The organism is Pseudomonas sp. MWU15-20650 (genome assembly GCF_023242475.1).
In the GTDB taxonomy this organism is placed as follows: domain Bacteria; phylum Pseudomonadota; class Gammaproteobacteria; order Pseudomonadales; family Pseudomonadaceae; genus Aquipseudomonas.
This window is the reverse complement of the sequence record NZ_JALJFG010000002.1, coordinates 221,479-233,541: the sequence shown is the minus strand read 5'-3', so window position 1 is coordinate 233,541 and position 12,063 is coordinate 221,479. Positions and strand designations below refer to the sequence as shown.

General features: G+C 60.6%; 9 protein-coding genes. 5 read left to right on the top strand and 4 right to left on the bottom strand.

All coding sequences use genetic code 11. From position 1 onward, the window contains the following. Positions 1 to 299 precede the first annotated feature (299 nt). The gene (locus tag M5B43_RS02925) at positions 300 to 1,229 is read left to right on the top strand and encodes an AraC family transcriptional regulator (RefSeq protein ID WP_248748701.1); all 930 of its coding nucleotides are present in this window, start codon (positions 300 to 302) and stop codon (positions 1,227 to 1,229) included. Between the two features lie 120 nt (positions 1,230 to 1,349). Here the strand turns inward: M5B43_RS02925 and M5B43_RS02920 are convergent, their stop codons facing one another. From M5B43_RS02920 to edd, 4 genes are all read right to left on the bottom strand, one after another. Next, positions 1,350 to 2,819 (bottom strand): ATP-binding protein, encoded by a 1,470-nt coding sequence (locus M5B43_RS02920; protein WP_248748700.1) that lies wholly within the window; start codon positions 2,817 to 2,819, stop codon positions 1,350 to 1,352. Beyond that, positions 2,809 to 3,543: a response regulator transcription factor gene (locus M5B43_RS02915; protein WP_248748699.1), complete on the bottom strand. Its 735-nt coding sequence runs from the start codon at positions 3,541 to 3,543 to the stop codon at positions 2,809 to 2,811. Before M5B43_RS02915 ends, M5B43_RS02920 begins: the two co-directional genes overlap by 11 nt. Positions 3,544 to 3,641: 98 nt before the next feature. Next, a complete protein-coding gene (locus tag M5B43_RS02910) occupies positions 3,642 to 4,601 on the bottom strand; it encodes a glucokinase (protein WP_248748698.1) in 960 nt (319 codons plus the stop codon). Then, complete coding sequence (gene edd / locus M5B43_RS02905) at positions 4,598 to 6,424, bottom strand: phosphogluconate dehydratase (protein WP_248748697.1); 1,827 nt, start codon at positions 6,422 to 6,424, stop codon at positions 4,598 to 4,600. Before edd ends, M5B43_RS02910 begins: the two co-directional genes overlap by 4 nt. Before the next feature lie 220 nt (positions 6,425 to 6,644). Between edd and gap the strand changes: the two genes are divergently transcribed. From gap to M5B43_RS02885, 4 genes are all read left to right on the top strand, one after another. Then, positions 6,645 to 7,646, top strand: coding sequence for a type I glyceraldehyde-3-phosphate dehydrogenase (gene gap / locus M5B43_RS02900; RefSeq protein ID WP_248748696.1), 1,002 nt, complete (start codon positions 6,645 to 6,647; stop codon positions 7,644 to 7,646). 122 nt (positions 7,647 to 7,768) lie between these two features. Then, entirely contained in the window at positions 7,769 to 8,287 is a 519-nt protein-coding gene (locus tag M5B43_RS02895) for a sigma-70 family RNA polymerase sigma factor (RefSeq protein WP_248748695.1), read from the top strand. Positions 8,288 to 8,361: 74 nt separating this feature from the next. Beyond that, on the top strand, positions 8,362 to 9,330 hold the full coding sequence (locus tag M5B43_RS02890) for a FecR domain-containing protein (RefSeq protein ID WP_248748694.1): 969 nt from the start codon (positions 8,362 to 8,364) through the stop codon (positions 9,328 to 9,330). Positions 9,331 to 9,446: 116 nt separating this feature from the next. Then, positions 9,447 to 12,011: a TonB-dependent receptor gene (locus tag M5B43_RS02885; RefSeq protein ID WP_248748693.1), complete on the top strand. Its 2,565-nt coding sequence runs from the start codon at positions 9,447 to 9,449 to the stop codon at positions 12,009 to 12,011. Positions 12,012 to 12,063 lie beyond the last annotated feature (52 nt).

Genomic DNA, 12,063 nt, shown 5'->3' with positions numbered 1-12,063 from the left:
TCGGCAAGCACTGTGAGGGCGTGTTGCCACAGGATCAAAGATAACGGCGCGGGTGCGGGCGCGGTTAGTCAATTCCTGCAGGCTTATTGCACAATCCTGCGAGAAGCGTAGACAGGGGTCTGGCCTGCGGCATTTTTCCCTGGCCCAGGCTCAGTGTTTCAGGGAGATGACAGGCGCCACACTTGCCTGATTCACGACATATCGCAGGATCAGGCAAGGATTGTGCAGAATCGACGTAACACTCTTTGAAAAGCCGCCGTTAAGCTGATCCCATCAAAAAAGCGTGTAGAGGACGCCCCATGCCGTCGCCGGAACTGAAGTCCCTTCCCCTCGATGCCGAGATGGAAAAGCAGCGCGCCGAGCTGGCCAGTATCGTGCACCGCCACACCTGGGAAGACGGCTCCTACGGGACGGCGATCACCTCGCTGTACCTGAACCGCCACAACACCCCGCGCGACTTCATGCCGGTGCTGGTGGAGCCTGCGCTGTGCATCCTCGCCAGCGGCAGTAAGGAAGTGCGCCTGGCCGACGAAATCTTCGCCTACGACCCGCTCAATTACCTGGTGTTCTCGGTTGCAATGCCAGTGGCCGGCCGGATCATCGAGGCCACCCCGCAAGATCCCAACTTGTCGGTGCGTATCAACATTGACCCGGCGCAACTCACCGCGCTGATCGCAGAGGCGGGCCCGATGGGCGTTCCGTCGCGTCCGACTTCCCGCGGGATGTATGTTGACCGCATCGACACCCAATTGCTTGACGCCGTACTGCGCCTGGCACGTCTGCTGGATTCGCCGAAAGACATCGCCATGCTGGCGCCGTTGATCAACCGCGAAATTCTCTACCGCCTGTTGCGAGGGCCGCAGGGTTATCGCCTGTATGAAATTGCCGTAGCCAACAGTCAGAGCCATCGGGTCAGCCAAGCGATCAAGTGGTTGAACGGCAACTACGAACAACCGCTGCGCATTGATGACCTGGCCAAGGAAGTGAACCTGAGTGTCTCGACCTTGCACCATCGCTTCAAGGCGATCACCGCCATGAGCCCGCTGCAATACCAGAAACAACTGCGCTTGCAGGAAGCCCGGCGGCTGATGATCGCCGAAGGGCTGGAAGCCTCCGCGGCGGGGTATCGGGTGGGGTATGAAAGCCCGTCGCAATTCAGCCGGGAGTACAGTCGGCTGTTTGGTGCACCGCCACTACGCGATTTGGCCCGGCTGCGCCAGAGCATCTGACCTGGTGGAGATCACAATGCGGGAGGGCTTGCTCGCGATGGCGGTGAATCAGCTACAAATAGGCTGACCGACACACGGCTATCGGGAGCAAGCCCCCACATTTGCACCGTATACATTCAGTCAGTCCAAACTACGGGGTAACTGCAACGTCACCCGCAAGCCGCCTTCACGCAAGTTCTGCAAACTCACTTCTCCCCCGTGGCTGTGGGCAATGTTGCGCGCAATGCCCAGCCCCAAGCCGTAACCTTGCTGCTGCCCAGCCAAGCGAAAGTGCGGTTCGAAGACTTGTTCCAGGCGCTGCTCCGGCACGCCGGGGCCTTCATCATCGACGTGCAGGATGAACTCCACACCGTCGTCCTCGATATGCAAATGGGCGTTCTGCCCGTACTTAAGTGCATTGTCGATCAGGTTGCCGATGCAGCGCTTGAGCGCCAGCGGCTTGCCCGGATAGGTCGTCAGGGCACGCCCCAGGAGGGTTACGCGACCATTGCCATTGGGCGCCAGGTACGGTTCCACCAGGCATTCAAGTACGTGGTTGAGGTCTACCGGTTCGATGTTCTCGTGGATGTCGGTGTCTTTCACGCATTGCAGCGCGCCCTTGACCAGCAATTCCAACTCATCCAGGTCGCGGCCGAATTTGGTTTGCAGATTCTCGTCTTCGAGCAACTCGACGCGCAGGCGCAGGCGGGTGATCGGTGTGCGCAAGTCATGGGAGATCGCACTGAATAACTGGCTGCGCTCGGTCAGGTAGCGGCTGATGCGTTCGCGCATCGCATTGAATGCGCGGCCCACTTCCACCACTTCACTGCCGCCGCCTTCGGCCACGGGCTCTACATCGGCCCCCAGGGACATATCCCGCGCCGCCCGTGCCAGGCGCTTGAGCGGTCGGCTTTGCCAGTGCACCAACAGGCCGATGAACAGCAGCAGAAAGCCGCTGGTCAGCACAATAAACCACACTTGCTGGGACGGCAGGCCCTGCTCTTCAAGGCTGGTGTAGGGTTCAGGCAACAGCGAGGCGATGTACAGCCACTCACCGGGGGCCAGTTGGATCTGGGTCACCAGCACCGGTGGGTTTACCGGTTCCAGGGTCAGCGCGTAATGCGCCCAGGAGCGCGGCAGTTCATCGAGCTTCAAGCCCGCATTGAAGATGCGCAAGTCTTCGGCGCTGACGAATTCCACCGAAATATGCACGTCACTGCCCAAGGTCTGGCGCAGTACTTCATCGACCGCTTCCAGCACCGCCTGCTTGCGCGGGGTCTGCGGCAGTATCGCCATGTCCAGCGGGCGGTCGTTGAGGGTCACCACAAAACGCGTGCCACCCATGCTGCGCAATTGGTCGAGGACCAGCGGTCGATAGGCCACCGGCAACGAGCGGAAATAGCTCACGCTGGCCGTCATCGAGTGAGCCAGGCTCCGGGCGCTGGTGACCAGGCCCTCGAGTTGAGTGGCACGCAACTGCGAGACCCAGATGACGCTGGACAGCGTCTGCGCGAACAACACCGCCAGCAAGGTCAGCATCAACATGCGCCCGAGCAACGAGCGTGGTACCGGGAGTCGGATGCGACGTTCGGTCAAATGCTCAGTGGGCATTGCCGGCAACCACGCTGGCTGCCAGTTGATAACCGCTGCCGCGCACGGTACGGATCAACCTTGGAGGTTTTTCGGTATCGCGCAGGCGTTGGCGCAAACGGCTGACGGCCATGTCGACGATACGGTCCAGGGGCATCAGGTCACGGCCACGGGTGGCGTTGCCGATGGTGTCACGGTCGAGAATCTGTTGCGGGTGGTCGAGAAACAATTTGAGCAAGGCAAAGTCGGCGCCAGAGAGGATGACCTCTTCGCCATCCACGTGGAACAAACGGTGGCTGATCATGTCCAGGCGCCATTCATCGAACACCCACACATCACCGCCGCCGCTGCGCTCCTGGCCGAATTGGGCCCGGCGCAGCAGCGCCTTGATCCGCGCTTGCAATTCGCGTGGGCTGAACGGCTTGCCGATGTAGTCGTCGGCGCCCAGTTCCAGGCCGATCACCCGGTCGGTTTCGTCGGAGCTGGCGGTGAGCATGATGATCGGCACCTGCGCCTGGCGCGGGTGCTGGCGAATCCAGCGGCAGAGGCTGAAACCATCCTCGTCCGGCAGCATCACATCGAGGATGACCAGGTCGCACGGCGCCTCGTTCATCGCCTGGCGGAACCCCGCGCCATCCGACACGCCACGGACGTGAAACCCGGCACGACTGAGGTAGGTTTGCAGCAATTCGCGGATTTCCTGGTCGTCGTCGACGAGGAGAATCGATTTACTGATTACGCTCACGGGGTCCTCCTTGTTGTTATGGCTGCAGGAGCGAGCTTGCTCGCGAAAAACCTGATGCACGGCGTTATCGTTGACGTTTTTCGCGAGCAAGCTCGCTCCTACATTGCAAAAGCCTGTTCGAGCGCAACTCCAGCCCCGGTCAAACCGGAATACGGCGCGGTCACCAGCCACACCGGAATGCCTTTGAAGTAATCGCTCATGCAGCCTTTGTCCGCAAAACGCTTGGCAAAATCGCTGTGGATAAAAAAGTCGGCAAACCGTGGAATCACCCCGCCCACGATATATACGCCACCGCGTCCGCCGACGGTCAGCACATTGTTGCCTGCAACCCGGCCCAGCCAAATGCTGAACTGGTTCAAGACTTCTATCGCCACCGGGTCGCCGGCCAGGCCCGCCGCCGTAATGGCTTCGGGTGTGTCCAGCACCGGCGTGTGCCCGTCGACCGCACAAATGGCGCGATACATACGCGGTAACCCACCGCCGCTCAGCGCGGTTTCGGCGCTGACATGGCCGATCTCAGTGTAGATATGCTGCCACAGCTGGGTCTCCCGCGGGCTGCTCAGGGGCAGGTCGACATGGCCGCCCTCCCCCGGCAGCGCTGCGTAACGGCCTTCGCCCAAATCCAACAGGGTGCCGACGCCCAGGCCAGTGCCCGGGCCAATCACCACTGCGGGGCGCAACGGCTCCGGCGTGCCCTCGCAGACCACGCGGAATTCGTCGGGTTTGAGGCGCGTCATGCCCAGGGCCATGGCGGTGAAGTCATTGACCAGCAACAACTGATCCACCTGCAAGGCTTTGCAAAACGCGGTTTTGCTCAGGCGCCAGTGATTGTTGGTGAATTTGAATTCATCGCCACTGACCGGCCCGGCAACCGACAGGCACACCGCACCGATGTCGCCGATTGCCAGGCCCTCTTCCTTGAGATAAACCTTGATGGCCTCCTCGGGGCTTGAGTGATCTGCCGTGGCATGCACACGGATCGAATGCAGTTCCTGATCCCGCCATAATGCAAAACGGGCGTTGGTACCCCCGATATCACCGACCAGCGCTAACTTCACTTAAGCGTCTCCAAGGCAGAGGTAAAGGCGCTGGCGCCCTGCTCTGCGGAGCTTGCGGCCAAGCGCATAAATGCAAACAGCTCGCGACCGGCCCCCACGTTGTTGCCCAACAGGCCCGTGGCAGGCGTGCGCGCTGCAAATGTTTCGGCGTCTACCTTAAGCTCCAAGGTACCGGTCACGCCATCCACGCGAATGATATCGCCATCCTGGACCCGTGCCAGCGGCCCACCGCTCTGGGCTTCGGGGTTGACGTGAATCGCGGCGGGGATCTTACCCGACGCGCCGGACATACGCCCGTCCGTCACCAACGCAACTTTGAAACCACGGTCCTGCAAGACGCCTAAGAAAGGGGTCATCTTGTGCAATTCCGGCATGCCGTTGGAGCGCGGCCCCTGGAAGCGCATCACGGCGACGAAATCCTTTTCCAGCAGGCCGGCCTTGAACGCATCCGCCAGGTCTTGCTGGTCCTGGAACACCACCGCTGGCGCTTCAACAACCTGGTGCTCAAGCGCCACGGCCGAGACTTTCATCACGCCACGCCCAAGGTTGCCTTCCATCACACGCAAGCCGCCTTCCGGCGAGAACGCGCGGGCCACGGGGCGCAGGATGGTTTCGTCGAGGCTTTCGATCGGGCCGTCGCGCCAGATCAGCTCGCCATCGACCAGGAATGGTTCCTGGGTGTAACGGCTCAAGCCCTTGCCGGCCACGGTATTGACGTCTTCGTGGAGCAGGCCGGCTTCGAGCAACTCGCGGATCAGGAACGACATGCCGCCCGCCGCCTGGAAGTGGTTGATGTCGGCCTTGCCGTTTGGGTACACGTGGGACAGGGTCGGCACCACTTCGGAAAGGTCGGCCATGTCCTGCCAGGTGAGGATGATGCCCGCCGACATGGCGATGGCCGGCATGTGCAGGGTGTGGTTGGTGGAACCGCCGGTGGCGTTGAGGGCGACGATGGAGTTGACGATGGATTTTTCATCGACGATCTCACCGATCGGCGTGAAGTTGCCATTGGCCTTGGTCAAGCGCGTGACCTGATGCGCGGCTTCACGGGTCAGTGCATCCCGCAGGGGGGTGTACGGGTTGACGAACGAAGCGCCCGGCAGGTGCAGCCCCATCACTTCCATCAGCAACTGGTTGGTGTTGGCGGTGCCGTAGAAGGTGCAGGTGCCGGGGCTGTGGTAGGACTTCATCTCCGATTCCAGCAGCTCTTCGCGGCTAGCCTTACCCTCGGCGTAGCGCTGGCGTACATCAGCTTTCTGCTTGTTGGAGATCCCCGACGGCATTGGCCCGCCCGGGACAAAAATCATCGGCAGATGGCCATAGCGCAACGCGCCCATCATCAGGCCCGGAACGATCTTGTCACAGATCCCCAGCATCAGCGCGGCATCGAACATGTTGTGGGACAGCGCTATCGCCGTGGACATGGCGATGACTTCACGGCTGAGCAAGCTCAGTTCCATGCCAGGCTCACCTTGGGTGACGCCGTCGCACATGGCAGGCGTACCGCCGGCGAACTGGCCGACCGAGCCGACTTCGCGCAGGGCTTTCTTGATTTGTTCAGGGAAGTGTTCGTAGGGCTGGTGCGCCGAGAGCATGTCGTTATATGACGAAACAATTGCCACGTTGGCGGCATTCATCATTCGCAGACTATTTTTATCTTCAGTGCCGCAACCGGCTACGCCATGGGCGAAGTTGGCGCATTGCAGCTTGCCACGCATCGGGCCGTCGCTGGCTGCGCCGCGAATGAGCGCAAGGTAAGCCTCACGGGTTGCACGGCTACGGGCGATAAGCCGTTCGGTGACCTCAAGAACGCGGGGATGCATGTATAGAACTCCAGGCTAACGGATGTGGCGACCTGAGTGTCTATGCTGATCAAACGCCCGTAGCTCATGGGATAGCAGGAGTCGTTTGGATCATCGGACCAGTTGATTCAGGTCACTCGTTGTAGATTGAACAAAATATTGCCACTAAAAAGGCTTGTTTTCTATTTTTATGCGAATAATCTTGTAATTCTTACAACAAATCGACGACAGGCACTTTCCAATGACTCTTCGTATCGCTATCAATGGTTTTGGCCGTATCGGCCGTAATGTCCTGCGCGCACTGTATACCCAAGGCTACCGCCGGGATTTGCAGATCGTCGCCATCAACGATCTGGGCGACAGTTCAATCAATGCCCACCTGCTCAAATACGACACCGTGCATGGCACTTTCGAAGCAGAGGTCGCCCACGATCAGGAAAGCCTGACCGTCAATGGTGACCGGATCGCCGTCAGTGCCATTCGCAACCCCGCCGACCTGCCGTGGGCTGCGCATAAGATCGACGTCGTATTCGAATGCACCGGCCTGTTCACCGACCGTGACAAGGCCGCCGCCCATATTACCGCTGGCGCCCGCAAGGTGATCATTTCTGCCCCGGCCAAAGGCGCCGACGCTACCGTGGTTTACGGTGTAAACCATGACATTTTGCGTCAATCCCACCAGATCATCTCCAACGCTTCCTGCACCACCAACTGCCTGGCGCCGGTTGCCCAGGTGCTGCACCGCGAACTGGGCATCGAAAGCGGCCTGATGACCACCATCCATGCCTACACCAACGACCAGAACCTGACCGACGTCTACCACACCGACCCGTACCGCGCGCGCTCGGCCACCCAGAACATGATCCCGAGCAAGACCGGCGCCGCAGAAGCCGTGGGCCTGGTGCTGCCGGAACTGGCGGGCAAGCTGACCGGCATGGCCGTGCGCGTGCCGGTGATCAACGTCTCCCTGGTCGACCTCACCGTACAGTTGAAGAAAGAAGCCACCGCCGAGCAAGTCAACGCACTGCTCAAAGAAGCCAGCCAGCACTCGAAAATCCTCGGCTACAACACCCTGCCGCTGGTTTCCAGTGACTTCAACCATAACCCGCTGTCGTCGATCTTCGATGCCAATCACACCAAGGTCAGCGGCAAGCTGCTCAAAGTGCTGGCCTGGTACGACAACGAGTGGGGCTTCTCCAACCGCATGCTGGATAACTGCCTGGCACTCTGCAACGCCGAGTAACCCATGTGGGAGGGGGCTTGCTCCCTCCCACATCTGTTCTATGCAGGCCCAGAGAAATAGCCACTTGCCATTTCAGTTGATGATAAGCATTATCATTAACTGCAAATCGGTCTGGTATCACTGTGAGCCAATCTCGCTTCAACCAAGTCTTTCTCACCCAACGGGTGATTCTGCTACGCACCTTGCAACGAATGGTGAATAACCACAGCACTGCCGAGGATCTGTTGCAGGAAACCTACCTGCGCGTGACTCGGGCCCTGAGCGAGCGGCCGATCGACCACCTCGAACCTTTCGTCTACCAGACGGCGCGCAACCTGGCGCTGGATCACTTACGCTCGCGCAAGATTCAAGCTCGCACCTTGCAGGAAGATGTCCCGCAGGCCGTCCTGCAAAGCGTCGCTGCCCCCACCAGCACGCCTGAAGATGCCACCCAGGCCGAGCAATTGCTTGAGCACCTGAGCGTCAGCCTCGGTCAGTTGAGCGCCCGCCAACAGCAGATTTTCATCCTCAGCCGCCTGCATGGTTACAGCTATCAGGAGATTGCCGATCAATTGGACGTGTCCTTGAGCACCGTGCAAAAGGAACTGAAATTGATCATGGCCATCTGTGTAGGTGTGGCCGAACGGCTGGATCAGCCTTAAGCTTCACCCGACAGAGGTGTCGATCCAGGCTGTAGGAAAGATGAGTAGAACGTGGCGAAGACCCGAGGAACACCGTGACGGACCCGAATAAACTGCGCCCCCATGAGTTGGCTCATGAGGTGTTGCAAGACACGGCCATGGACCAAGCCCTCGATTGGCTGATCGCCTTGCAGTGTCCGCAACCCGGGCAGCAGGCCGAGTTCGACGCCTGGCTGGCCCGCGATCCGGCGCACGCCCACGCCTTCAACAAAGCCCAAGCCGCCTGGGGCGGTGCACCCGTGCACAGCGCCGCCGTGGCCCTCGCTGCGCCGCGCAAGCCCGGCACCTGGCGCCGTATCAAGCCGCATTGGAAACCCTTGGCCACTGCCGCTGTATTGCTGATCGGCCTGCTCAGTTTCAGCAACCTGCCAGTGCGCCTGCAAGCCGACCACCTTACCGTGGTCGGAGAGCGCCAGCGTCTGCAGTTGGACGATGGTTCGAAAGTGCTGCTCAATACCAACTCGGCCTTCTCCAGCAGCGTCAAGGACCACCAGCGCATCGCCCGCCTGTATCAAGGCGAGGCGTTTTTTGAAGTATTGCCCACCCGCGGCCTGCCCTTGGAAATCGACGCCGGCCCCGTGCGTGCCAGCGTACGCGACACGGCGTTCGCCGTACGCTACCTCAATGGTGAAGCCCAGGTACAAGTGCAGCGCGGCGATGTCGACCTGAGCAATACCTTCGACGATGCCCGCGTGCGCCTGAGCGCCGGTGAAAGCATCCGCATTGGCCCCAAGGGTTTTGGCCAGCCGGCCAGGCTGGACGCCAGCAAAGACTTGGCCTGGGTGCAGGGCCGCCTGGTGTTCGAAAACTGCCCGATGAGCGAAGTGCTGGCCGAGCTGCGGCGCTATTACCCGGGCTGGATCGTCAACAACAACGAGCAACTGGCCAGTGTCGCCGTCACCGGCAATTACCGCCTCGACCAGCCCCTGGACGTGGTGCGCTCCCTGGCCCACATCACGTCGGCCAAGCTCTCGGAATACCCCGCGCTGGTCATCCTGAACTAAATGAGAATTATTTTTACTCGATAGCTGTCGGTGGCACGTCTCGTCTTAGCCAATGCAACTAATTCCTATTTGAATCGGTTCGCAACTATAAGACTCGTACTCCCGGAGCGCTCTCGATGTCCTCTCGTTTCAACCGCCGGTCTTCTTCGCCCGTTCTGTCCTTGCTGACCGCCGCGATCCTGCTGGCGGGTGTGCCCGTCATGAGCGCCACCGCCGCAGAACCTGCCCCGCGCAGCCACGGCAATTACACTTTCAGTATCGAGCAGCAGCCGCTGGTGTCGGCACTAAATGCCTTTACCTCCGTGACCGGCTGGCAAGTCGGCCTGCCGGCCGAGCTGGGCCAGGGTGTGTCGTCGCCAGGCGTACGTGGCCCGCTGCCGCCGGAAAAAGCCTTGGACCGGCTGTTGGTGGGGACCAACCTGAGCTATCGCAAACTGGGCAATAACAGCATCGTGTTGGAAAAACGCGCAGCAGGCAGCGTGCTCAACCTGCAACAGGTGACCATCAGCGCCACCCGCAACGAGCAAGACGTCAACAGCGTGCCAAGCACCGTCACCGTGCATGATCGCGAGGAACTGGACCGCCAGAACGTGAACACCATTCGCGAACTGGCACGCTACGAGCCCAACGTCTCGGTAGGCGGTGCCGGCACCCGTGCCAGCAACGCGGGCTACAACATTCGCGGCATCGACGGCGACCGCATCCTGACCCAGGTGGACGGCGTCGAAGTGCCGGACAACTTCTTCAACGGCCCCTACGCCAAGACGCGCCGCAACTATGTCGATCCGGAAATCGTCAAACGCGTGGAGATCCTGCGCGGTCCAGCGTCGGCCTTGTACGGCAGCAGTGCCATCGGCGGTGCGGTGAGCTACTTCACCCTCGACCCCGACGACATCATCAAGCCCGGCAAGGACGTCGGCGCTCGCCTGAAGACCGGCTACAGCTCCGCTGACGACAGTTGGTTGACCTCCGGCACCGTCGCCGGCCGAGCGCAGGACTTCGACGGCTTGCTGCACCTGAGCCAGCGCAACGGTCATGAAATGGAGTCTTACGACGGTAACAATGCCACCGGCCTGGCCCGTACCGGCGCCAACCCGGAAGACGCTCGTACCACCAACATCCTGGCCAAGCTCGGCTGGAACTATGGGGAAGAGAACCGCCTGGGCCTGACCTACGAGAAGTTCAAGGATGATCGCGACGTCAACCTGAAAAACGCCGTGGGTGGCCCCTTCACGGGTGGCCGAGGCTTTAACTTCTACCGCGCCCGCTCGGGCAACGACACCATCACCCGTGAACGCTTCGCCATCGAAAACCGCTTCGCCCTCGACTCGCCGATTGCCGATCACATCAAGACCAGCCTCAACTACCAGATCGCCAAGACCGACCAGACCACCGCTGAAATCTACCAGCCGTCGCGTCGCGTCTTGCGTACCCGCGAAACCCTTTACGAGGAAAAACAGTGGGTCTTCGATGCCCAGCTGGATAAAGCCTTCAGCCTCGGCGAAACCGATCACCTGGTCACCTATGGCACCACCCTGAAACAGCAGAAAGTCACCGGCTCACGCGAAGGCGCCGCCACTTGCCTGGCCATTGGCGGCGGTTGCACCGCCATCGGCGCGCCCAGCCCGACGGCCAGCGACAGCGTGAAAAAGGCCAGTGACTTCCCAGACCCGACCATCAACACGTATTCCCTGTTCGCGCAGGATCAGATCGCCTGGGACAAATGGACCTTCCTGCCCAGCCTTCGCTATGACTACATCCAGCTCAAGCCCAAGCTGACCGACGAGTTCCTCAACACCGTCGACCCGAACCGGATCTACAGCCACAGCGATGCCGAGAAAACCTGGCACCGTGTAACGCCGAAATTCGGCCTGACTTATGCGCTCACCGATCAGTACACCTGGTTCGGCCAATACGCAGAAGGCTTCCGCACGCCGTCGGCCAAAGCCTTGTATGGCCGCTTTGAAAACTTGAATGAAGGTTACACCGTCGAACCCAACCCGAACCTCAAGCCAGAAAGCAGCAAAGGCGTGGAAACCGGGATTCGCGGCAACTTCAACGAAGGTTCGTTCGATATCGCCGTGTTCTACAACAAATACCGCGACTTCATCGACGAGGACGCCTCGGTGGCCGGCGGCACCGTGCAACAGTTCGAAGCCAACAACATCAAGCACGCCACCATCAAGGGGATTGAAGCCAAAGGTCGCCTGAACCTCGACGCGTTCGGTGCACCACAAGGCGTGTACACCCAGGGCGCGGTTGGCTACACCTATGGCCGCAACGACGACAATGGCGAGCCGCTCAACAGCGTCAACCCGCTTAAAGGCGTATTCGGCCTGGGCTACGAGCAAGAGCAATATGGCGCACTGGCCAGTTGGACGCTGGTCAAGAAACAGAATCGCGTCGACAGCACCACCTTCCACGCGCCCGACGGCAGCACTGGCGGCCCATTCAAGACCCCGGGCTTCGGTATTGTCGACCTGACCGGTTATTACAAAGTCACCAAAGACATCACTGTCAACGGCGGCCTCTACAACGTGACCGACAAAAAATACTGGAACTGGGACGACGTGCGCAGCTACGACGGTGTCGGCGAGGCCGGCGTGACAGCGCCCGCCAACCTCGACCGCCTGACCCAGCCGGGTCGCAACGTTGCAGTCAACCTGATCTGGGACATCTGACCACAGCCACCTCACCCCCGCCGGGATGATCACCGGCGAGGTGAGGATTTTT

Excerpts from the sequence above, each read along its gene's own strand:
- M5B43_RS02925 (WP_248748701.1), top strand. The coding sequence starts at position 300 with ATGCCGTCGCCGGAACTGAAGTCCCTTCCCCTCGATGCCGAGATGGAA.
- M5B43_RS02920 (WP_248748700.1), bottom strand. The coding sequence starts at position 2,819 with ATGCCCACTGAGCATTTGACCGAACGTCGCATCCGACTCCCGGTACCA.
- edd (WP_248748697.1), bottom strand. The coding sequence starts at position 6,424 with ATGCATCCCCGCGTTCTTGAGGTCACCGAACGGCTTATCGCCCGTAGC.
- gap (WP_248748696.1), top strand. The coding sequence starts at position 6,645 with ATGACTCTTCGTATCGCTATCAATGGTTTTGGCCGTATCGGCCGTAAT.
- M5B43_RS02885 (WP_248748693.1), top strand. The coding sequence starts at position 9,447 with ATGTCCTCTCGTTTCAACCGCCGGTCTTCTTCGCCCGTTCTGTCCTTG.